The 20,553-nt window shown below is 74.5% G+C and carries 24 protein-coding genes and 2 pseudogenes; 16 read left to right on the top strand and 10 right to left on the bottom strand.

The genetic code is table 11. The features are described from left to right. Positions 1–52: 52 nt before the first annotated feature. Positions 53–1,582 carry an ammonium transporter gene (locus ANAE109_RS18670; protein ID WP_012098441.1) on the bottom strand — a complete coding sequence of 510 codons (1,530 nt, stop codon included), beginning with the start codon at positions 1,580–1,582 and terminating at the stop codon, positions 53–55. Positions 1,583–1,952: 370 nt separating this feature from the next. Here ANAE109_RS18670 and ANAE109_RS18665 point away from each other — a divergent pair, with 370 nt between their 5' ends. The 8 genes and pseudogenes from ANAE109_RS18665 to ANAE109_RS18635 all read left to right on the top strand — a co-directional run bounded on the left by ANAE109_RS18665 (position 1,953) and on the right by ANAE109_RS18635 (position 8,043). Next, a complete protein-coding gene (locus ANAE109_RS18665; RefSeq protein ID WP_012098440.1) occupies positions 1,953–2,291 on the top strand; it encodes a P-II family nitrogen regulator in 339 nt (112 codons plus the stop codon). Between the two features lie 103 nt (positions 2,292–2,394). Further along, positions 2,395–2,820 (top strand): annotated as a pseudogene (locus ANAE109_RS26205) (metallophosphoesterase); the annotation flags it as partial. Positions 2,821–3,040: 220 nt separating this feature from the next. After that, entirely contained in the window at positions 3,041–4,219 is a 1,179-nt protein-coding gene (locus ANAE109_RS18660) for a glycosyltransferase (RefSeq protein WP_012098439.1), read from the top strand. A gap of 158 nt (positions 4,220–4,377) precedes the next feature. Then, the gene (locus ANAE109_RS18655) at positions 4,378–5,481 is read left to right on the top strand and encodes a HAMP domain-containing sensor histidine kinase (protein WP_234945179.1); all 1,104 of its coding nucleotides are present in this window, start codon (positions 4,378–4,380) and stop codon (positions 5,479–5,481) included. Then, positions 5,478–5,861, top strand: coding sequence for a response regulator (locus tag ANAE109_RS18650; RefSeq protein WP_012098437.1), 384 nt, complete (start codon positions 5,478–5,480; stop codon positions 5,859–5,861). The genes ANAE109_RS18655 and ANAE109_RS18650 overlap by 4 nt, the downstream gene beginning before the upstream one ends. A 203-nt stretch (positions 5,862–6,064) precedes the next feature. Next, complete coding sequence (locus ANAE109_RS18645; RefSeq protein ID WP_012098436.1) at positions 6,065–6,577, top strand: DUF417 family protein; 513 nt, start codon at positions 6,065–6,067, stop codon at positions 6,575–6,577. Positions 6,578–6,682: 105 nt separating this feature from the next. Beyond that, positions 6,683–7,342: a cytochrome b/b6 domain-containing protein gene (locus ANAE109_RS18640; RefSeq protein ID WP_012098435.1), complete on the top strand. Its 660-nt coding sequence runs from the start codon at positions 6,683–6,685 to the stop codon at positions 7,340–7,342. Beyond that, a complete protein-coding gene (locus ANAE109_RS18635) occupies positions 7,339–8,043 on the top strand; it encodes a molybdopterin-dependent oxidoreductase (RefSeq protein WP_012098434.1) in 705 nt (234 codons plus the stop codon). The genes ANAE109_RS18640 and ANAE109_RS18635 overlap by 4 nt, the downstream gene beginning before the upstream one ends. A gap of 58 nt (positions 8,044–8,101) precedes the next feature. Here ANAE109_RS18635 and msrA read toward each other — a convergent pair whose 3' ends face one another. Next, positions 8,102–8,761: a peptide-methionine (S)-S-oxide reductase MsrA gene (gene msrA / locus ANAE109_RS18630; RefSeq protein WP_012098433.1), complete on the bottom strand. Its 660-nt coding sequence runs from the start codon at positions 8,759–8,761 to the stop codon at positions 8,102–8,104. Continuing rightward, a pseudogene (gene msrB, locus ANAE109_RS18625) lies at positions 8,758–9,213 on the bottom strand (peptide-methionine (R)-S-oxide reductase MsrB); the annotation flags it as partial. The gene msrA and the pseudogene msrB, both read right to left, overlap by 4 nt. 328 nt (positions 9,214–9,541) lie before the next feature. Between msrB and ANAE109_RS18620 the strand changes: the two are divergent. Both ANAE109_RS18620 and ANAE109_RS18615 read left to right on the top strand, forming a co-directional pair. Further along, positions 9,542–10,078, top strand: a complete 537-nt coding sequence (locus ANAE109_RS18620; protein WP_158305915.1) for an RNA polymerase sigma factor — start codon at positions 9,542–9,544, stop codon at positions 10,076–10,078. Beyond that, positions 10,075–10,824, top strand: coding sequence for a hypothetical protein (locus ANAE109_RS18615; protein WP_012098430.1), 750 nt, complete (start codon positions 10,075–10,077; stop codon positions 10,822–10,824). The genes ANAE109_RS18620 and ANAE109_RS18615 overlap by 4 nt, the downstream gene beginning before the upstream one ends. Before the next feature lie 48 nt (positions 10,825–10,872). Here the strand turns inward: ANAE109_RS18615 and ANAE109_RS18610 are convergent, their stop codons facing one another. From ANAE109_RS18610 to ANAE109_RS18600, 3 genes are all read right to left on the bottom strand, one after another. After that, positions 10,873–11,172, bottom strand: a complete 300-nt coding sequence (locus ANAE109_RS18610) for an anti-sigma factor (RefSeq protein WP_083776956.1) — start codon at positions 11,170–11,172, stop codon at positions 10,873–10,875. Then, positions 11,169–12,539, bottom strand: coding sequence for an NAD(P)/FAD-dependent oxidoreductase (locus ANAE109_RS18605; RefSeq protein WP_012098429.1), 1,371 nt, complete (start codon positions 12,537–12,539; stop codon positions 11,169–11,171). Before ANAE109_RS18605 ends, ANAE109_RS18610 begins: the two co-directional genes overlap by 4 nt. 175 nt (positions 12,540–12,714) lie before the next feature. Continuing rightward, positions 12,715–13,020 carry a hypothetical protein gene (locus ANAE109_RS18600; protein ID WP_041448499.1) on the bottom strand — a complete coding sequence of 102 codons (306 nt, stop codon included), beginning with the start codon at positions 13,018–13,020 and terminating at the stop codon, positions 12,715–12,717. Positions 13,021–13,248: 228 nt separating this feature from the next. On the opposite strand from ANAE109_RS18600, the gene ANAE109_RS18595 reads away from it, so the two are divergent. The 3 genes from ANAE109_RS18595 to ANAE109_RS18585 are packed head-to-tail and all read left to right on the top strand — an operon-like array spanning position 13,249 to position 14,767. Next, complete coding sequence (locus tag ANAE109_RS18595) at positions 13,249–13,905, top strand: RNA polymerase sigma factor (RefSeq protein ID WP_012098428.1); 657 nt, start codon at positions 13,249–13,251, stop codon at positions 13,903–13,905. Continuing rightward, on the top strand, positions 13,902–14,171 hold the full coding sequence (locus ANAE109_RS18590; protein WP_012098427.1) for an anti-sigma factor: 270 nt from the start codon (positions 13,902–13,904) through the stop codon (positions 14,169–14,171). The genes ANAE109_RS18595 and ANAE109_RS18590 overlap by 4 nt, the downstream gene beginning before the upstream one ends. Then, on the top strand, positions 14,168–14,767 hold the full coding sequence (locus ANAE109_RS18585; protein ID WP_012098425.1) for a hypothetical protein: 600 nt from the start codon (positions 14,168–14,170) through the stop codon (positions 14,765–14,767). Before ANAE109_RS18590 ends, ANAE109_RS18585 begins: the two co-directional genes overlap by 4 nt. Before the next feature lie 55 nt (positions 14,768–14,822). On the opposite strand, the gene ANAE109_RS18580 is transcribed toward ANAE109_RS18585, so the two are convergent. After that, a complete protein-coding gene (locus ANAE109_RS18580) occupies positions 14,823–15,122 on the bottom strand; it encodes a hypothetical protein (protein ID WP_012098424.1) in 300 nt (99 codons plus the stop codon). Between the two features lie 177 nt (positions 15,123–15,299). On the opposite strand from ANAE109_RS18580, the gene larA reads away from it, so the two are divergent. After that, entirely contained in the window at positions 15,300–16,559 is a 1,260-nt protein-coding gene (gene larA / locus ANAE109_RS18575) for a nickel-dependent lactate racemase (RefSeq protein ID WP_012098423.1), read from the top strand. A 76-nt stretch (positions 16,560–16,635) separates the two neighbouring features. After that, positions 16,636–17,799: a Xaa-Pro peptidase family protein gene (locus tag ANAE109_RS18570; RefSeq protein ID WP_012098422.1), complete on the top strand. Its 1,164-nt coding sequence runs from the start codon at positions 16,636–16,638 to the stop codon at positions 17,797–17,799. 31 nt (positions 17,800–17,830) lie between these two features. Here ANAE109_RS18570 and ANAE109_RS23685 read toward each other — a convergent pair whose 3' ends face one another. After that, on the bottom strand, positions 17,831–18,637 hold the full coding sequence (locus ANAE109_RS23685) for a hypothetical protein (RefSeq protein ID WP_143828016.1): 807 nt from the start codon (positions 18,635–18,637) through the stop codon (positions 17,831–17,833). Between ANAE109_RS23685 and ANAE109_RS18565 the strand changes: the two genes are divergently transcribed. After that, complete coding sequence (locus tag ANAE109_RS18565; RefSeq protein ID WP_012098421.1) at positions 18,599–19,165, top strand: bifunctional 2-polyprenyl-6-hydroxyphenol methylase/3-demethylubiquinol 3-O-methyltransferase UbiG; 567 nt, start codon at positions 18,599–18,601, stop codon at positions 19,163–19,165. The genes ANAE109_RS23685 and ANAE109_RS18565 overlap by 39 nt on opposite strands. A 23-nt stretch (positions 19,166–19,188) precedes the next feature. Here ANAE109_RS18565 and ANAE109_RS18560 read toward each other — a convergent pair whose 3' ends face one another. Both ANAE109_RS18560 and ANAE109_RS25895 read right to left on the bottom strand, forming a co-directional pair. Beyond that, complete coding sequence (locus tag ANAE109_RS18560) at positions 19,189–19,950, bottom strand: substrate-binding domain-containing protein (protein WP_012098420.1); 762 nt, start codon at positions 19,948–19,950, stop codon at positions 19,189–19,191. 120 nt (positions 19,951–20,070) lie between these two features. Beyond that, the gene (locus ANAE109_RS25895) at positions 20,071–20,280 is read right to left on the bottom strand and encodes a pirin-like C-terminal cupin domain-containing protein (protein ID WP_012098419.1); all 210 of its coding nucleotides are present in this window, start codon (positions 20,278–20,280) and stop codon (positions 20,071–20,073) included. Between the last annotated feature and the right edge of the window lie 273 nt (positions 20,281–20,553).

Below are 20,553 nucleotides of genomic sequence, written 5' to 3'. Positions count from 1 at the left end.
GGGCCTGCCGGCGCTCGGCGGGCCCCCCGGGGTCGGTCCGATGGGTGCGGTCCTAGCTGGTCGGACCGACCTTCGCGGGCACCGTCACCGGCTCGAGCGCGTGGCCCGCGGTGCCGCCGCTGCCGGCGAACACGCCGCCGGAGCGCACCTGGAACTCGGGGTAGGCGGAGTTGCCGTGCTCGCCCGTGTCGAGCCCCTCGATCTCCTCGTCCGCCGTGACGCGGATTCCGCCGGAGACGAGCTTCGTCACGTACCAGAAGCCGAGCGAGAGCGCGAACACCGTGCCGCCCACGAGCGCGACGCCGATGAGCTGCGGGCCGAGCTGCGCCATCCCGCCGCCGAGCAGGAGGCCCGGCTTCGCCACCGCGGCCGACGGGGCCACGGTGGGATCCGCGAAGAGGCCCACGGCGATGGTGCCGAAGACGCCGTTCGCGAGGTGCACCGCGGTGGCGCCGACGGGATCGTCGATCCGGATCCTGTCGAAGAACACGACCGCGGCGACGACGATGACGCCGGAGACGAGGCCGATGATGACGGAGCTCGCCACGCTCACGAAGGCGCAGGGGGCGGTGATCGCGACCAGGCCGGCGAGGCAGCCGTTCAGCGTGAGGCCGAGGTCGGGCTTCTTGAACAGCATCCAGGCGGTGAGCATGGCCGAGAGGGTCCCGGCCGCCGCCGCCGTGTTGGTGGTGACCGCGATGTGGGCGATGGAGGCCGCGTCGGCCGCCATGGTCGAGCCGGGGTTGAACCCGAACCAGCCGAACCACAGGACGAAGACGCCGATGGCGGCGGACGTCATGTTGTGACCCGGGATGACGTTGACCTTGCCGCCCTTCCCGTACTTCCCGAGCCGCGGCCCGAGCACGATGATGCCGGCCAGCGCCGCCCAGCCGCCGACGGAGTGCACCACCGTCGAGCCGGCGAAGTCGAGGAAGCCCTGGGTGGCGAGCCAGCCGCCGCCCCAGATCAGGTGGCCGGCGATCGGGTAGACCACGCCGACCAGGAACACGGTGAAGAGCAGGAAGGACTTGAACTTGATCCGCTCGGCGACGGCGCCGGACACGATCGTCGCGGCCGTGCCGGCGAAGACGAGCTGGAAGAAGAACTTCGCCCACAGCGGCACGCCGGTCCAGCTCAGCGCGGAGTAGACGCCCTGGTAGGCGTCGCCCATGGCCGGGCTGTTGTCGACGCCCGAGGCGAAGAAGAGGCCGCTCGTCCCGAACAGCGGGTTGCCGTCGCCGAACTCCAGGCCGAAGCCGATGACGAGGAAGGCGATGGAGGAGACGGCGAACACCACGAAGTTCTTGAACAGGATGTTCACCGTGTTCTTCGCGCGGCAGAAGCCGGACTCCACGAGCGCGAAGCCGAGGTTCATGAAGAACACGAGGAACGCGGCGATCATCACCCACAGCGTGTCGATCGCGATCTTCTGGTTGGCGATGGCGTCCGCCAGCTCCTGCGTGAAGGCGGGCGCCGCCGCAGCGGCCTGAGGCTCGCTCGCGAGCACGGCGGGGGCGAGGAGGAGCGCTGCCGCCGTGGCGGCGAGCCCTCCGAGGACGGTCGATGCGCGACGTGTGTTCATCGTGGGGCGTCTCCGAGTGGCGGCACCGCGAGCTGCGGTCTCGCGAAAGGGTCGGAGGCGGGGATTGCAGCCAGCGTGCCGGCGCGACCGTGCGGGAAAAGCCGCGCAAAGCGCCCCTGATGCGGCCTCGTGACTCCAGGCGAGGCGCGCGCTGCCGATTCCCGAAGCAGTGGGCTGCCCGGATCGGCGGCGTCTCCGCGCTACGCGCGCGCTGCCGGTTCCCGGAGCAGTGGGCTGCCCGGATCGTCGGCGTCCCCGCGCGAGGGGAGCGCGGCCCCGTCGGAAGCCCGCCGCGAATCTCACGTGCGGTGCTTGCACGATCGGTGCATCGCACGTCGAGGCATCGCACCGACAGGATAGCGGGAGACCCATGAAGAGGATCGAGGCCATCATCCGGCCGTCGAAGCTGGAGGACGTGAGGCGGCTGCTGTCGCACCCCTGGATCTCGGCGATGACCGTCTCGGAGGTGAGGGGCGCCGGCCGTCAGAAGGGGCACGCCGAGCTCTACCGCGGCGCCGAGTACGTGATCGACCTCATCCCGAAGCTGAAGCTCGAGATCGTGCTGCCCGACCCGCTCGTCGACCGCGTGGTCGCGGACCTCGAGTCGTGGCTGCGCACCGGCAGGATCGGCGACGGGAAGATCTTCGTGGAGCCCCTGGACGACGCCGTGCGCGTGCGCACCGGCGAGCGGGGGGAGGACGCGCTGTGAGGGCCCGGTGAACCCGCTCGAGGCGCGCGAGTTCACCCGGCCGCGATGAAGCCGCCCCCGCCCCGTCACGAGCGCCTGATGAGGTGCCACGCGAGGAGGAGCGGTGGAACGAACCCTGGCGCACATCTCCGATCTGCACCTCGGCAGGGACCCGCACACCGACGCGAGCGTGGCGCGGATCGCGTGCGCCCTCGACGAGGCCGGCGTGGACGTGGTCCTCGTGACCGGCGACGTGACCCACCGCGGCCGGCGCCGCGAGCTCCAGAGCTTCGAGGCGATGTTCGCGACGCTTCGCGACCGCGTCGTGGTCGTCCCCGGGAAACACGATCGGCTGGGTGACGACGCCGGCAGGCACCTCATGCCGAGCGCGCGGGTCGCCGTCGAGACGCGGCCCGGGCTGCACGTGGTGCGGATCGACTCCACCGCGCCGCACAACCGATCGCTCCTCTCCGCTCATGGCGAGCTCTCGGTGGACGACCTCGCCGCGGTCGATTCCGCGGTGGAGGCCGCGCCGCCGGGGACGCTCGTCGCCCTCATGCTGCACCACCACTGTCGTACGAGGATGGCCGGATCGTCACGGAGCAACGCCTCGGGCTCGCGGGGCGCGCCGCGCCGGCCGTCCGCCCGCTCCCCGCCGCCGCCTGATCGTCGAGAGACCAAACCGTCACCGGCCCGACGCAGCGGAGCCACGGCGGCGCGCCAGGATGCCTCCGCGTCGCCGGTTGCGGCGCGCGACAAGGGAGACCTCTTTGCCGATCGATCCGAGCGTCGTGCTCTTCGCGGCCGCGGCGGTGGGACTCGTCTTTCTGACCGTGCAGTGCGCCGCGCTCCGGCGGCACGTGCGGGGGCCGGCCCCGACGCCGCGCCGCACCCCTCCGATGTCCATCCTGAAGCCGCTCTGCGGCCTCGACGACGGCCTCGCCGCGAACCTGGCCTCGTTCGCGGCGCTCGAGTACCCCGAGTACGAGGTGCTGCTCGGCCTGCGCTGCGCCGGCGATCGCGCCCTGCCCGTCGCGCGCGAGGCGGTGCGACGGTTCCCGGGGCGCTTCCGGATCGTGTTCCAGCGCGGCGAGCCCGGCATGAATCCGAAGGTGAACCAGCTCGTCACCCTGGCGGCCGCCGCGCGGCACGACGTGCTCGTGGTCTCCGACTCGAACGTCCGGGTCGACCGCGGGTATCTCGCCGGGATCGCGGCGCTGCTGGAGGACGACGCCGTCGGCCTCGTGACGCATCCCATCGCGGGCGTGGGAGAGGCGCGGGTCGGGTCCCTCCTCGACCACCTTCACCTCGCCGGCTCCGTGGCCCCAGGCGTCGTCGCCGCGAAGCGGCTCGTCGGGCGCGACATCGTGGTGGGCAAGTCGATGGCGCTCCGGAGGCGCGATCTGGAGGCGCTCGGCGGCTTCGAGGCGGTGAAGGACGTCCTCGCGGAGGACTACGTGATGGGGCTGCTCGTGCGCCGCGCGCTCGGCAAGCGCGTCGCGGTCGGCCCCCGGCCGATCCACAACGTGAGCGAGCGCCGCACCGTCCGCGAGTTCGCGGCGCGCTACGCCCGGTGGAGCGTGCTCCAGCGGCAGGCGGTCGGGCCGCTCGTGTATTCGGCGCAGGCGCTCCTCAACCCCGTCCTGCTCGCCTCGGCGGGCACGGTCGTCCAGCCGACGCTGTCGTCGCTCGGGCTCCTCGTCACGACCTGCGCCGCGAAGGCCGCGCTCGACGGGGCCTCGGCGCGGGCGCTCAGGCCGTGCGGCTTCGGCGTCCGCCAGCTGGCGCTGGTGCCGGCGAAGGACCTCGTCATCGGCGCCGCCTGGATCTGGGGACTCCTCCGCCGCGACGTGGCCTGGCGCGGGACGCGGCTGATCGTCCGGCGCGGCACGCGCATCGAGCCCCCGCAGGCCGGCGGGGTCGAGTGCGAGACGGTGGTGCGCGCGTGACCCTCTCCTCGTGCAATCCGCTGGACGGCCCGTTCGCGCGCCCGGTCCGTCCTCGCGAAGACGGAGACGGGGACGCGCCCCGGCGCGACGACGGTGAGCGTACGTCGACCCTGGGGCGCTTGCTCACGGGAGACGCCTGGGTCGCCCCGGATACATGCGTGGAGCTGGTCGCGCAGCGCTTCTTCGCCAGCCCGGAGCTCGAGGCCGTCGCCCTCGTCGACGAGGAGCGCCCCGTCGGGCTGCTCACCCGCGGGCGGCTCCTCGTGAAGCTTGCCCGCAACTTCGGCCGGGAGCTGTACGCGAAGAAGCCGGTGACCCGCATCGCCGACCTGGCGCCGCTGGTGCTGCTGCACGACGTCCCGCTCGCGACGGCGGTCGAGCGCGCGCTCGAGCGGGACGCGTCCGCGGTGTACGACGAGGTGATCGTCGTCGACGGGCAGGGCCGCTACCTCGGGTTCTCGTCCGTCCGGGAGCTCGTCCGGGAGCAGGGCGCCGCCCTCGAGCGCACCGCGCTGGAGCGCGAGGCGGCGCTGGCGCGCGCCAGCGATCTCGAGAAGGTCGACCGGCTCAGGGCGCAGTTCCTCGCGCACGCGACCCATGAGCTCCGCTCGCCCGTGAACGCCATCGTCGCGCTCGCCGAGCTGGTCCGGATGGCCTGCGAGCGGGGTGACCTCGAGCACGTCCGCGCGAGGCTTCCGATGCTGCTCCGCGCCGCGGCCACCCTCCGCGGCACCGTCAACAACATCCTCGATCTCTCGAAGGCGGAGGCGGGGCGGATGGACGTGACCGTCGGGCCGGTGAACCTCGCCGAGCTCGTCGCGGAGGTCGCGGCCACCGCGCGGCTGCTCGTGGGTGAGAAGCCCGTCGCGGTGGAGGTCGAGCTCCCGGGAGCGCCGAGCATCACCTCGGACGCCCAGAAGGTCCGCCAGATCCTGGTGAACCTCGTCTCGAACGCCGCGAAGTTCACCGCGCGAGGCGCGATCCGCGTGACGGCGGTGGCGGAGGGGGAGGGCGGCGCCGCCGTGTCGGTGCGCGACACCGGCTGCGGCATCGCCGAGGACGACCTCCCGCGGCTCTTCGTTCCGTTCGGGCAGCTGGAGGAGGCCGTCACGAAGTCGCACGAGGGCCCCGGGCTCGGGCTCGTCATCACCCGCTCGCTCACCGAGCTGCTCGGCGGGCGGGTCGAGGTGGCGAGCCGGCGCGGCGAGGGCAGCACCTTCACCGTCCATCTCCCCGCCGCACCCCCCGGGAGCGAGCCATGAAGCGTGCCAGGATCCTGGTCGTCGACGACGACCCGACGCACCTCGTCTGCACGAAGGAGCTGCTCGAGGCGGAGGGGTACGAGGTCTTCGTCCACACGGGCGCCTTCGGGGCCACCCAGCAGGTGATGGTGCGCGACCCGGACCTGGTGCTCGTGGACGTGAACATGCCGGGGCTGTCCGGCGAGGGGCTCGTCGCGGTGCTCCGCGGCCGCGACCCGACCCGCCGCGCGCGCATCCTCCTCCACTCGTCGAACGACGAGGAGGCGCTCCGGGCCGCGGCACGGCGCCTCTCGATCGACGGCTACGTCCCGAAGGGCGATCCGAGGGAGCTGCGCCGCAGGGTCGCGGCCGTGCTCGCCAGCCATGGACGAGCCGGGTGACGGCAGCGCGGCCTCGACCGCGGCCGAGGGAGTGGCGGGGCGGGGGGCCCCCCACGCGCCGCGACACCGGCCCGCCTCGGGTGGGCCCGGGCGCGGCGGGCGTCACGCTCGCGCGACGGCGGCCGTAACGGTGCGTGGCGCCTGCCACACCTCGGCGTGTCCCGGGCGCGGCGCCCGCGGTCACGAACCCCTCGGAGGAAGAGATGGAGAAGCGAAGCCCAGCGGACGTCGAGCGGCGCATCGCGAAGATCGAGACGGCGGGCACCGCCATCCTGCGCTACGGAGTCGTGTTCCTGCTCGTCGTCATCGGCGGCCTGAAGTTCGCGGAGTTCGAGGCGAAGGCCATCCAGCCGCTCGTCGCGAACAGCCCGTTCATGGGCTGGCTGTACGGCATCCTGAGCGTGCAGGGGGTCTCGAACCTCGTCGGCTGCACCGAGATCGCGACGGGAGCCCTCATGGCGTCGCGGCGCTTCTCGCCCCTGGCGTCGGCGATCGGCAGCGCCATCGCGATCGGCATCTTCACGACGACGCTCTCGTTCCTCTTCACCACGCCCGGCGGCCTCTCGCCGCAGGGGCCCGCGTTCGGCTTCCTCGTGAAGGACGTGGTCTTGCTCGGCGCCTCGGTCTACACGTGCGGTGAGGCCCTGCGCGCGGCCCGCGCCAGGTCGCCGAGCCGCTCGGGCCTCGTGAAGCCCGCGCCCCAGGCGGCGTCGTGAACGCGCTCCGCGACGCCGGCGATCGCCTGCTCGAGCGGCTGGGGCCAGCGCCGGCCGGGAGCTCCCCGCGTAACGCCTCCCCGCCTCGCGCGTACTGAGTCCGGAATGGCTCGTCCTGCACAGCCCTGGCTCATCCGGGCCACCCACTGGGTGAACCTCGTCCTCTTCACGGTCATGGCGGGGAGCGGGCTCCGGATCCTGGCCGCCTATCCCTCCCTGGGGCCGCGGGCCGGCGAGTACGGCTGGTATCCCTTGCAGGGCGCGGCGCCGCCCGAGGCCCTGACGATCGGCGGCTGGCTCGCCGGCGCACGCCACTGGCACTTCGCCTTCGCCTGGCTGTTCGTGGCGAACGCGCTCGCCTACGCGGCCTACCTGCTCGCGAGCGGCGAATGGCGGCGGAGGCTGTTCTTCCCGCGGAGGGACGCCCGCAACGCCTGGGGCACCCTCCTGCACGACCTCCGCCTCCGCAAGGAGGCTCCGCCGCCGGTCGGCCTCTACAACGGGATGCAGCGGCTCACGTACACGGGGGTCCTCGCGACGGCCCCGCTCCTCGTCCTGTCGGGGCTCGCCATGTACAAGCCGGTGCAGCTGCCGCGCCTCACCGCGCTCCTCGGCGGCTACGACGCCGCCCGCGCCATCCACCTGCTCGTGCTCGCGGCGCTCGCGCTCTTCACGGTCGTCCACGTCGTGCAGGTGCTGCTGCATCCGCGGACGCTCGCGGGCATGACCGTGGGCAGGGGCGCAGGTCCCGAGGAGCCCCGATGACCTCGTCCCGGCGCCGCTTCCTCGCGACCGGCTTGCGGGCCGCCGGAACGCTCGCGCTCGGCGGGCTGGCGTGCGATGGCGCCCGCCCCCACGCCGGGTTCCTCGGGCTGATGGAGCGGGCGAACGAGCGGCTCCAGCGCGCGCTGTTCGATCCCCGGCGGCTCGCCCCCGAGCTCCCCGAGGAGGACGAGAGCCCACCGGGCGCCTTCCCGGCGTACAAGATCTCCCGGCGGTTCCCCGTCGCGCCAGCCGGCTGGGCGCTCGCGGTGCGGGGCCTCGTCGCGCGGCCCCTGACGCTGACGCTCGCGGAGCTGCGGCGCCTCCCCGCGACGCGCACGCGCGTGCGCCACCACTGCGTCGAGGGGTGGTCCGCGGTCGCGTCATGGGACGGCGTGAGGCTCGCCGAGGTCGCGCGGCTCGCCGGCGTCGACCCGCGGGCGCGCTACGTCGAGTTCCGCTCGTTCGACTCCGGGTACTGGTCGTCCTGGGACCTCGAGAGCGCGCTCCACCCGCAGACGATCCTCGCCTACGGGATGAACGGCGCGCCCCTGCGCCTCGAGTACGGCGCCCCCTTGCGCCTCTACTCGGCCGTGAAGCTCGGCTACAAGATGGTGAAGTACCTCACGGAGGTGAGCTTCCTGCCGGTGAAGACCGGGGGCTACTGGGAGGACCAGGGGTACGAGTGGTTCGCGGGCGTGTGAGGACGCTCGCGCCGGGGCGCCGCCGACGCGCGACGCGCGGCGCGGCCTCCGGCGCGCGCTACTTCGCCCTCGCCCGGTGCGGCACGGGGCAGGAGAGGGCGCCGTGCTTCTCGTCCCACTGCTGGTGGTAGTCCTCCGCGATCCAGAACTGGCCCGCCGGAGCGATCTCCGTGGTGATCGGGTCGGCGAGGCGCCGCTGCTCCTCGGCGCGCGAGGCGAGGGCGGCGGCCTGCTGCTCCGGGCCGAAGGTGAAGATCGCGGAGCGGTACTGGCTGCCGCGATCCGGCCCCTGCCGGTCGCCGCTCGTCGGGTCGTGGGTCTTCCAGAAGAACGCCAGCAGCTCGCCGTAGCCGACCCGGCTCGGATCGAACTCGACGAGGACCGCCTCGGCGTGCCCGGTCCGGTGCGAGGACACGTCCTCGTAGGTGGGGTGCTGGGTCTTCCCGCCCGTGTAGCCGACCGCCGTCGCCACCACCCCCGGCACCTTGCGGAGGCGCTCCTCGACGCCCCAGAAGCAACCCTGAGCGAAGATGGCGAGCTGGTTCTTCCCGCTCGCCACGAGCGGCGTTCCGCGCCCCACGTTCCCCGGGCGCGTCCCCACGCTCGGGTTGCCGATCTGGCCGTCACCTGCGGCGCGTCCGGCGCGCGCGGGGGAGCTCACGAGCTGGGCCGCGGCGAACACCACGACGGCGATGCCGAGGAGCAGGAAGAGCTTCACGGGCTCGTCCCTCCGGCGCGTGAGGCCGACCGCTCCCCGCTCGCCTCGAACACCGGCAGGAACCTCCCGTAGCCCTCCTCGGCCAGCCGCTCGACCGGGACGAAGCGCAGCGCCGCCGAGTTGATGCAGTAGCGGAGCCCCGTGGGCGGAGGGCCGTCCTCGAAGACGTGGCCCAGGTGCGAGCCGGCGAGCCGGGAGCGGACCTCCGTCCGAGCGAAGACGAGGCTCCTGTCGGTGCGGGTGTCCACGCCGGCGGGCTCGATCGGCCGCGTGAAGCTCGGCCAGCCCGTGCCGGAGTCGAACTTGTCGAGCGAGCTGAAGAGCGGCTCGCCCGAGACGACGTCCACGTAGATCCCCGCCCGGTGCTCGTCCCAGTACGCGTTGCGGAACGGCGGCTCCGTGCCGTCGCGCTGTGTCACCCGGAACTGCTCCGGCGACAGCCGGTCCCGCAGCTCGTCGTCCGAGGGTCTCTTGAACGTCCCCATCTTCGGTGCCTCCTGGTCCTGCGCCTGCGAGGTTCGCGAGGGCTGCTGCTGCGGCTCGGCGCCCGCGGGGCGCACCCCGCAGCCGAGGCCGGACAGAAAGACCCCGGTGGCGATCCCGAACGCCGTCGCTCCCCGGATCACGTGCGACATGTGCTCGCTCCGATCGTTCCCTCCAGGACGAGCATCCCCGGAGTGCTTCGAGTACGCGCGATGCGGGGCGCTGGTTACGCGCGAGGTTCCGTAACCGCGCCCCTCGCGCGTGCGTATGCGGTCGGAGACGAACGAGGAGGCCCTGATGGAGGCCTATGTCGCGGGTGACGCGGGAGCGTTCGAGCGGCTGTTCCGCTCGCTCGCTCCGTCGGTCCACGGCTTCTTCGTGCGCTCGGTGGGGAACGGCGCGGTGGCGGAGGACCTCCTGCAGACCACCTTCCTGAAGCTCCACGGGGCCCGGGGGAGCTGGCGGCGGGGAGAGCCGCTCCGCCCGTGGGTCTTCACCATCGCGGGACGGGTTCGCATCGACTGGCTGAGACAGCAGGGGCGCGAGGACCACGGGAGCGACGCGGAGGAGCTCGCCGACCCCGCCGCGAGCCCGGAGGGCGCGGAGGACGCCGTCCTGGCGGGCGAGCGTGCCGGCCGCGTGAAGGCGGCCCTCGACCGCCTCCCCGAGGTCCAGCGCGTGGTCGTGTACCTGCACCGCTACGAGGACCTGAGCTTCGCGGAGATCGGCGAGGTGCTCGGCATCAGCGAGGGGGCTGCCAAGCTCCGGGCCTTCCGGGCGTACGGGCAGCTCCGCGTCGCCCTCGCCGACCTCGTCCGGGAGGACTCCCCGTGACCGGACTCCGTCACGTGCGAGCGGACGCGCCGGGCCTCGCCGCGCTCCGCCCCGACGATCCGGCGCGCGTCGCTGCGTGGGAGCACGCGAGCGGCTGCGCCGACTGCGCCCGCGCCCTGCATGAGGCGGAGCGGCTCCAGGCCCTCCTGGAACGCTGGGAGCCCGCGCCGCTGCCGGCAGCGGCGCTGGAGCGCGCGTCCCGCTCCATCGCCGCGGAGCTGCGGCGCGAGGCCCTTCGCCGCGCGCTCGGCGCGATCGCGGCGGTCTGCGCGTCGGTGCTGGTGTTCGCCGGGCTCGCGCGGAGCCGCTCCGGCGCGACGGGAGATTGGGTCAGGGTCGGGCTCCTCGGAGGCCTGGCGATCGCGCTCGCCGCGGCGGCGGTGCGCCGGCCGCTCCTCGTCGCCGGCGTGGCCGTGCTCGCCACGCTCGCCGCGGGCCTCGCCGCCGGGGGGACCCCGCTCGCGGGCGCTCCCGGCCTGCACTGCCTCGGCACCGAGCTCGCATCGGCGGCGATGGTGCTCGGCGCCGGGTGGCTGGCCATCCGCGGAGGAGGCACGAGGCCCGCGCGCTCGGCGCTCGCCGCGGCCGGGGCGGCCGGGGCGCTGGCCGGCGACGCGGCGCTCCAGGCCACCTGCGGCGCGCAGGCGGAGCTCCCGCACCTGCTCGCGTTCCACGTGGGCGGCGTGCTCCTCGCGGCGGTGGCCGCGAGCGTGCTGCTTCGACCGCGCCAGCCCGCCGCCGCATGACCCGGCGCCTTCGGCGCGGCGCGGCAGTGAGAGACGGCGGGCCCGGCGTCACGCCGCGCCCGGGGGCCCGCGTCTCCCATCGCGGAAGGCGCGCAGCAGGCGCTCGCGGGCGTCGCCGGCGAGCGCCTCCTCGGAGAGCCGCCCCGCGGCGCGCAGCGTGGCGCGGAGGTGGCGGAGGTGCTCCGTGCACCCGGGGCAGACGGCGAGGTGCAGCTCGAACCGGGTGCGCTCGCTGGGCGCGAGCGCGCCCTCGAGGTATTCGGTCACGAGCTCGACGAGCTCGCGGCAGGCCAGCTCGCCGGGGAGCTCGCCGGGCTCGCCGGCCGCGGGCGGCGGGGCTCGGCTCACGACAGGGCGTACCGCGGGAGCGCCATGACCACGGACTGGAGCCCCTCGGCGAGCGAGGGGTGGACGGCCTCCATGTCCACCACCGCGCGGGCCGTCGCGCCGGCCTGCATGAGCGCCGCGAAGACGTGGATGAGCTCGCCTGCCTCGGCCCCGACGATCGACGCCCCCAGGATCCGCTCGGTGGCCGGATCGACGAGGATCTTGAGGAGGCCGGCCTTCTCGTCGGTCTCGATCGCGCGCGCGATGTTCTCGAACGGCAGCGTGGCGACCTCGTACTCGACGCCCTGGTCCCTGGCGGCGCGCTCCGTGAGCCCCACCCCCGCGACCTGCGGATCCGTGTACGCGGTGTACGGGACCAGTCGGTCCTTCCGGCCGCGCCCGGGCTTGCCCATGAGCACGTCGAACAGCAGCCGGTGATCGTCCCACGCCGCGTGCGTGAACTGCGGACCGCCCGCGCAGTCGCCCACGGCGTAGATCCCCGGCGCGCTCGACCGATAGTGATCGTCCACCTCGACGAAGCCGCGGCCGTCGAGCTTCACCCCGGCCGCCTCGGCGCCGAGGTCGTCGGTGTTGGGCCGCCGGCCGGTGGCGACGAGCAGGTGCGAGCCCGTCACCGTGCGCCCGGTGGAGAGCCGGACCGTGAGGCGCCCCCCGTCCCGCGAGACCGCCTCGGCGCGCGCGTCGAGCAGGAGCGCGACGCCCTCGTCCCGGAAGACGCCCTCGATCGCCTCGGAGACCTCGGGATCCCCGTTGCCGAGCAGGTGCTTGCCGGGCTCGATGACGGTGACGTCCGCGCCGAAGCGGCGGTACGCCTGGGCGAGCTCGCAGCCGATGTAGCCTCCTCCCACGACGACGAGGTGCGAGGGCAGCTCCGGCAGCTCCATCACGCGCCGGTTGTCGAGCCAGGGCACGCCGCCGAGGCCGGGGATGGGGGGCTCGATCGGCCGTCCGCCGACGTTCAGGATCACGGTCGCGGCGCGGTGCCGCTCGCCCGCGATCTCCACCGTTCGCTCGCCGACGAGGCGCGCCTCGCCACGGACGAGCCGGAGGTTCTCGCCGGCGTCGGCGAGGCGCCGCGCGATGCCCTCCTGCCACCGGCGGACGATGGCGTCCTTCCGCGCGATGACGGCGGGGAAGTCGACCGCGACCGAGTCGACGCGGACTCCGAGGCGCCGCGCGCTGCGCGCGACGTGCGCGGCGCGAGCGCTCGCGACGAGCGTCTTCGTGGGGGTGCAGCCCGTGTTGATGCACGTGCCGCCGAGGTCCGCGCGCTCGGCGAGGAGCACCTTCCGGCCGTGCTTCGCGAGGCGCGTGGCGAGCGGCACCCCCGCCTGCCCGCTCCCGATGACGATCGCGTCGAGGTCCATGGCTCGCTCTCCCGGGGCGCACGCTCGCCGGAGCCGCGCGATGGCGTGTGTAGGAAAAGCTGGCAACCGTTACGGTCCCGGGCAGGGGGGCCTGCCGCGCCCGGGCGTCGCAGCGTTGTTCAGAATGCCGGGGACCGAGCCGCGGCGACGGGAACCGGCGTTATGGACAGCCCTCTCAGGCCGCGCGGAGCGCGCGCCAGCTCTCCTCGTGCCCTGCCTCCAGCGTCGGGTGCTCCTCGCCGGCGAAGTAGGCGCAGGCCTCGAGCCGGCCGGGGTGCCCGAGCGCCTCGGCCGCCTCTGCCCGGTCCAGGAACCGTCCGGCGCCGTCGAGGAAGCCCGCCTGCCACTCGTCCAGATCCGCGGCCAGGCCGCCGGGGAGCAGGGTCACGTCGTGGCACGGCCCGGTGGCGATCACCGCGCCCGTCGCGCAGCTCCTGAACGCCGCCTGCCTGAAGCCCCTGGTGTCGCTCGCGTCCTCCATGACGTCCTCGCGCTCCTCTCGTCTCCGTCTCGAGATGAGTGGCGGGGGCCGGCGCTTCCGTTACAGCGCCCGCGGCGGCTCGGCCGGTGCGCGCGTGCGTGGCCGGTCGCCCCCTCGGCGGCGGGGAGGAGGCGCCGACTCCGAACGGCGGTCCCCGTCTGGCCCCAGTGCGCGCGCGCGGCGGGGGCTACATCGGGCGCGATCTCGGCGGAGGGAGGGGTGGCGCGGATGGAGCCACCGAGGGCGGCCGGAGCGGTCGGGCTCGCGGGCGAGGCGGAGGAGCTCGCCGCGCTCCGCGCCGGCGACGAACGGGCGTTCCTCGCGCTGGTGAACCGCCATCACGCCGCGATGGTGCGCGTCGCGGCGAGCTACGTGCGCAGCCGGGCGGTCGCGGAGGAGGTCGTCCAGGAGACGTGGGTCGGCGTGCTGGGCGGCCTCCACCTCTTCGAGGGCCGCTCGTCGCTCAAGTCCTGGATCTTCAGCATCCTCGTGAACCGCGCGAAGGCGCGGGGCCTGAAGGAGGCGCGCTCCGTCCCGCTCTCGTCGCTCGCCTCGGACGAGGAGGACGCGCCGGCGGTCTCGCCCGATCGCTTCCGGGGTGAGGAGGACCGCTGGGCCGGACACTGGGCGGAGCCGCCCGAGCCCTGGCCCGACGCGCGCGTCGAGTCGAGCGAGCTCGTCGCGCTCGTGGCGGAGGCGCTCGAGACGCTGCCGCCCTCTCAGCGCACGGTGATGTCGCTGCGCGACGTGGACGGCTGGGAGGCCTCCGAGGTGTGCGAGCTGATGGGCATCTCGGAGGTGAACCAGCGGGTGCTGCTCCACCGCGCGCGCTCGAAGGTGCGCGCCTACGTCGAGGAGCGGCTCGGCCGGGAGGGCGCCCCATGACGACCGCCCCGGTCCCGGACCTGTCCTGCCGTGAGCTCGTCGAGCTCGTGACGGACTACCTCGAGGGGAGCCTGCCCGCCGACGAGCGGACCCGCTTCGAGCTGCACCTCACCTACTGCGCCTGGTGCCGCACCTACCTCGCGCAGATGCGGCAGATCCTAGAGCGCGCCGGCGAGCTCACCGAGGCGTCGCTCGCGCCCGAGGCGCGCGACGCGCTGCTCGCGACGTTCCGTGACTGGAAGAAGGATCCGGGAGAGAGCGCGTGATCGCCTTCAAGTTCCTCGCCGCAGGCGCGCGCGCCCCCTTCACCGGATACCGATGGCCGGCGCCCGGCGCGTGGGTGAGCGCACCGGCCGGCTCGCCCGAGCGCTGGATCCACGCCTGCCGCGCTGGCGATCTGCCGTACTGGCTCGACGCGGAGCTCTGGCGGATCGAGCTCGACGCTCCCGTGCGGGAGAGCCGTTACCAGATCGCCTCCCCGCGTGGACGGCTGGTGGAGCGCGTCCTCGCCTGGGACGGGGCGCTCGGGCGCGACTACGCGCGGGCGTGCGCGCTGCGTGCCCGCGATCTGGCGCTGCCGCACGTCCCCGCCCCGGCCCGCGAGGCGCTCGCGGCCGCGACGGAGCTCGACGCGCTCGCCGCGGCCGCCGAGCTCGCCGCGCCGGTGTCCCGGCCGGCCGCGCTGGTCGGCGACGCCGCCCAGAACGCGCGGCACGTGGGCCCCGCCACGACGTCGTACATCGCCGCGGTGCTCGCCTCCACGCTGGGCGGCGGGCTGGCCGCGTTCGAGGCGGAGCGCGCGTGGCAGGCGCGGTGGCTCGCGGAGCGGCTCGGGCCGGCGGGGCTCCAGGCGCGCTCGTGACGCGACGCGCCCCGGAGCTCGAACGGGCGAGGTCGTCTCTCCGGGGCGCGCGGCGTCACCGCTCCTGGGGCACCATGCGCGTGTCGTCGTAGTGGACGCCGGCCTCGACGCCGCTCGTCCTCTCGGTGCCCGGCGCGGGAGTGGGGGGCTGCATCCTCGAGTCGTCCTGGATCCTGGCCTGAACGGTCGCGCCCCAGGCGGCCGCGGCGGGCGCGGCTCCGTAGTCGACGTCGTCGTGCCCGGACAGCGAGCCCCGGTCGCCGTGCCAGGACGGCGAGCCCTGATCGTCGGAGAGGGCGGGGGTGGCGGCGAGCGCGAGCGCGGCCGCGAGGGTGAGGCGGAGCTTCGAGCGCATCTCTTCTTCTCCTTGGAGCGCCGAGGGTGTGGCGCACGGGGAGGAGTACGCGCCGCACGCGATCTCGTTACGCGGCGGGCTCTCGCGCCGGCCGCCGGCCGCTCCAGCGACGCCGGCGGAGACTGGGTGGCCTCACGGAGGCGGCCCCGCTACACGAGCGACGGCGAGGGCGATGTCATGAGGGTCCATCTGCAGTACGGGCGCGAGGGCCTCGACGTGGAGATCCCGTCGCACCGCGTCCGGGTCGTCGAGCCGACGTTCGTTCCCGGCCTCCCGGACGAGGCGGCGTCGTTCACGGAGGCGGTGCGCAGGCCGATCGGCGGCAAGCCGCTGCGGGAGTGCGTCGCCGCGCGCGAGCGCCTGGCGGTCGTCATCCCGGACATCACCCGGCCGCTGCCCACCGATCGTCTGCTGCGCTGGCTCTTCGCCGAGCTCGAGCACGTCCCGCCGGAGCACGTCGTCATCGTGAACGGGACCGGCTCGCACCGCGCCAACACGCCCGACGAGCTGCGCGCGATGGCCGGCGCCGACGTGCTGGCGCGTCATCGCGTGGTGAACCACGACGCGCACGATCCCCGCACGCTCGCGCCCGTGGGGACGACCCGGGACGGCTTGCCCGTGTCGATGGCGCGCGCGTACGTGGAGGCCGACCGCCGCATCGTGCTGGGCTTCATCGAGCCGCACTTCATGGCGGGGTTCTCCGGCGGCTACAAGGGGGTGTTCCCCGCCGTGGCGGACATCGCCGCGGTCATGCACTACCACCGGGCCGAGGTCATCGGGCATCCGAGGAGCACGTGGGGCGTGCTCGAGGGGAACCCGACGCAGGAGCAGATCCGCTGGAACGGCGCGCTGCTCCCGGTGGACTTCCTCGTGAACGTGACCCTGAACCGGAGGCGGCAGGTGACGCGCTTCTTCTGCGGCGAGGTCGCGGCGGCGCACTCGGCCGGCTGCGCGTTCGCGAAGGAGACCGCCATGGTGCGCTGCGACCGGCCCTTCCCGATCGTCGTCACCACGAACGCGGGGTACCCCCTCGACCAGAACCTCTATCAGGCCGTGAAGGGCATGCACGCGGCGATGCAGATCGTCGAGCAGGACGGCCTCATCGTCGCGGCCTCGCGGTGCAACGACGGGTTCCCGGCGCACGGAAACTTCAAGCGGCTGCTCTTCGAGCATCCCACGCCGCGGGCGCTGCTCGACACCATCGCCGCGCCGGGCTTCTCCATGTACGACCAGTGGGAGGCGCAGCTCCTGGCGATCGTCGCGCTGAGGGCGCGCGTCGGCCTGAAGAGCGAGCTCGCGCCCGACGACGTCCGGCGCGCCTATCTCGAGCCGGTCGAGGAGGTCGGGGCACGGATGGCCGCCGAGCTCCGGGTCCGCGGCGACGTGCCGATCGCGGTCCTGCCCGAGGGCCCCCTGACGATCCCGTACCTCGGGTGAGCAGCTCCGGCGCCGGGCGCGAGGCTGCGCTTCCGCCGTTGCGCTCGACGCCCCGTCCCGGCCATGCTGGCCGGCCATGACGCCCAACTCCGAATGCCAGCGCCGGCTCGACGCCTTCCGCGAGACGCTCGGCACGCAGGGGCTCGACGGCGCGGTGCTCGTCCACGCGACGGACGTGTTCTACCTCTCCGGCACCCGCCAGAACGCCGCGCTGTGGGTGCCGGCGGCCGGAGACGCCGTCCTCCTCGTGCGCAAGAGCCTCGAGCGCGCGCGCCTGGAGAGCCCGCTCGCCGACGTCCGCCCGTTCTCCTCGTCGAAGGAGCTCGCGGCGGCCCTCGGCCGGCCCCGCCGCGTCGGCTTCACGTTCGACGTCGCGCCCGGCGCGGTGGAGCGCTTCTGGGCCCGCGCGCTCGGGGCCGAGCTCGCCGACGTGTCGGCGCCGCTCCGCGTGCAGCGCAGCGTGAAGTCGGCCTGGGAGCTCGACCGCATGCGGGAGACGGCCCAGCTGCTCTGCGGCGTGTTCGGGGAGCTCCCGGCGTTCCTGCACGCCGGCATGCGCGAGCTCGATCTCGCCGCCGAGATCGAGTGCCGGATGCGCAAGGCCGGGAACGAGGGGAGCCCGCGGCTGCGCGGGTTCAACCAGGAGTTCTTCATGGGCCTCGCCCTCGCGGCCGGCTCCGCCACCGCCCCGAGCTACTTCGACGGGCCGGTCACCGGGCGCGGTCTCTCGCCCTCCTCCCCGCTCGGCGCGTCGGTCGAGCCGATCCCGCGGGACGTCCCCATCCTGCTCGACTACACGGCCATGAAGTCGGGCTACGTCACCGACATGACCCGCATCGCGGTGTGCGGGCGGCTCGCCCCGGAGCTGGCCCGCGCGTTCGAGGTGGCGCTCGCGATCCAGGAGGAGGTGGCGCGCTCCCTCCGGCCGGGCGCGATCCCGTCGGAGCTATGGGGGCGGGCGAAGGCGCTCGCCGAGGCGGAGGGGCTGAGCGATTGCTTCATGGGACCGCCCGGCGCGCAGGCGCGGTTCGTGGGGCACGGGGTCGGGCTCGAGCTCGACGAGCTCCCGGTGCTCGCCCCGGGGTTCGACGTGCCGCTCCAGCTCGGGCAGGTGCTCGCCGTCGAGCCCAAGTTCGTGCTGCCCGGCCTGGGCGCGATCGGCATCGAGAACACCTGGGCGGTGGCCGACGCCGGCGGCGCTCGCCTGACGGAGCTGCCCGACACCGTCGTCGCGCTCTGACCTGGTCGGGCGGCGCCCGAGCCCGGGTCGCTCACCTCCTGGAGGGCGAGGGGGGCGCCGCCGTACCGGGACAGGCGGCGCAGCGCGCCTCGAGCTGCCACGCCACGAGGGCCGCGTCCGCGAGCGAGCGCAGCGCGTCCTGCACGGGCGCCAGCTGGAGCTCGAGCGGCGTGCGGGGCGCGACCTCGCGCACCGCGCTCGTCGCGGCCGCCGCCCACTCGGCGAGCCAGGGGTCGTGGCGGCTCGCGGCGATGCGCTCCACCGCCGCGGCGGCCTGGTCGAGCGCCGCCTTCAGCCGCGCCGCGCGATCGAGATCGATGGCGCCGAGGCCGGAGAGCACCGCCGCCTCGCTGCGCAGGCGGCGGATCTCGTCCCCGGCCACGCCCGCGCGATCGCCGCGATCGAGCCCGCTCGCGAGGAGCTGGAGGGCCCGCGCGGCGCGCTGCGCGGGTCCCCCGGCTCCTCGCGCGAACGCCGCCACGCCCGCCCGGAGCTCGCCGGGATCTTTCAGCGGGGTGGGCGCCGGCACGTGCTCGGGCGTGGAGCCCGGCGCCTCGGTCGTCGTCTCCGGGCTCGGAGGCGACGGCACGGGGATCGGCTGCGGGGGCGCCGGCGGTGCGGGCGCGGCGGGGGCGCCGCCCTCGGCGCCCGCCGGCGTCGGGGCCGTGGGAGCGCGCTTCGGCGCGCACGCGGCGCACAGGAGCAGGACGAGCCCGAGCGAGGTGAGCGCGGTCCGCGTCCGTCCTCGTCCGGCCAGGCGCGGCTTGCCGGACTCCGCTCCCGGCGCTACGAACCCGTCGTGCCAGGGGACGACCGCGAGCGCTGGAACGCCCGACACCGCGACGAGGACGTCCCTACCCCCTCGCCGTTCGTGCTCGGGCTCGACGCGCTCCTGCCCCGCCGTGGCCGGGCCCTCGACGTGGCAGGGGGAGCGGGCCGGCACGCGCGCTGGCTCGCGCGCCGCGGGCTGCACGTCACGCTCGCGGACGTCTCGGACGTCGCCCTCGCGCGGGCCACGCGCGACGCGCGTGCCGAGGGGCTCGCCGTCGAGACCGTCCAGCTCGATCTCGAGGTGGAGCCCCTGCCGCGCGGACCGTGGGACGTGATCCTCTGCACGTACTTCCTGCATCGGCCCCTGTTCCCCGCGTTCGCCGCGGAGCTCGCGCCCGGCGGCTGGCTGGTGGTCGCGCACGCCACGCGCTCGAACCTCGAGCGCCACCCGCGCCCGGGCCCGGCCCACGTCCTCGAGGACGGCGAGCTCCCCACCCTCGTCCCAGCGCTCGAGCTGGTGCGCCACGAGGAGGGATGGCTCGAGTCCGGCCGGCACGAGGCGCGGCTCGTCGCCCGAAGGCCCGCGAGGCCGTGAGGGCGCGCGCCCGCCGCCGACGCTCACGGGACCATCCAGCCCCACCTCCGGAAGATCGCCGCGCCTTCTGCCGACTGGAGGAACTCGAGGAACCGCCTCGCCTCCGGGCGCGCGGCGCCCTTCTTCGTGAGGGCGGCACCGCAGCTCCGGTAGATGACGTGCTCCTTGCCGACGGGCACGAGGTCCGCGAGGGCCGGGTTCGCCACCTGCCAGATGTTGTAGACGATCCAGGCGTCGATCTCCGGGCGCTCCGTCCACGTCTGCTTCGCGGCGCCCGTGTTCGGCGCGTGGTGCACGATGTTCCGCCGGAGCGCGCGAACGAGCCCGAGGTCGCCTTGCTTGCCGGCCATGTCCTCCCAGAGCCCGGTCTGCCCGGCGCCCTGCACGACGAGCACCTTCAGCCCGGGCTTCGCGAGATCGGGCAGGCCCTGGATGCGCTTCGGGTTGCCCGGGCGGACCAGGATGGCGGAGGGACGCAGGTAGAGCGACACGATGGTCGCCTCGTCCACGCGTCCCTCCAGCGCGTTCACGAAATCCGTCATCATGTACTCGGCGCCGCTGAAGATGAGATCCGCGTCCTGGCGTGCCTTCGCGAGCCAGGTATCGGTGGGGCCGGCGGTCACCTCGACCTTCACCCTGCGCGCCCGCGAGAACGCCTCGGCGGCCTCCTTCATCGCGGGCGCCGGTCCGCCGGGGCCGTAGGCGCGGAGCGCTTCCTGCGCGAGCGCGCCGCCGGAGTGGAGGGCCAGCGAGACGATCGTGACGAGACGGAGCGAGGTGGGCATCGGGACCTCCGCGTGGGGTGGGGCCGCCGCCGGGCCAGGTCTCGACGATGCGCGCACGGGAAGAGGTGCGCAGCCGACCGGACGGGTACGCTCCGTGAACGGACGCCGGCGGCAGCGCGGCTAAGGGTACCGCGCGACCGAAGCCTCCTCCGGGAGCGGGATCCGCTCCGTCTCGCCCGGGACCGCAGCGAACCGCCCGGCCGTCCCGGCCTGCTCGATGCGCTCTCGCGAGCTCGACACGAAGTTCCAGTGGACGTGGCGCGGCCCGTCCAGCGGCTCGCCGCCGCGCTCCCCCTCGATGAACGGCTCCTCGGGTAGCTGCCAGCTCACGAGGCCTCCGGGCCGAGGAGGATCACCGCGGATGCGGCGGCGCACGGACGCCCGCCCACCGTCCGGGAGGGCGGGCGTCCGGGACGTCCCCGCTCGCGGCACGTCCCCGCGCCGCTCAGTGGGTGAAGAAGAACACGTGCACCAGCCCAGCGCACGCGGCGGCGAGCGCGAGCGCCAGGGCGAGTCTCCGGGGATCGAAGCGGCTGGGCATGGAAAGACCTCGGCGGCATTCCGCCTCGCGTGCGCGAGCCCACGCGGGCTCGGGGTCGCCGG

Source organism: Anaeromyxobacter sp. Fw109-5, from assembly GCF_000017505.1.
Classification (GTDB): Bacteria; Myxococcota; Myxococcia; order Myxococcales; family Anaeromyxobacteraceae; genus Anaeromyxobacter.
Note: the sequence above shows the minus strand (reverse complement) of the source record. Positions and strands in the feature narration are given on the sequence as shown.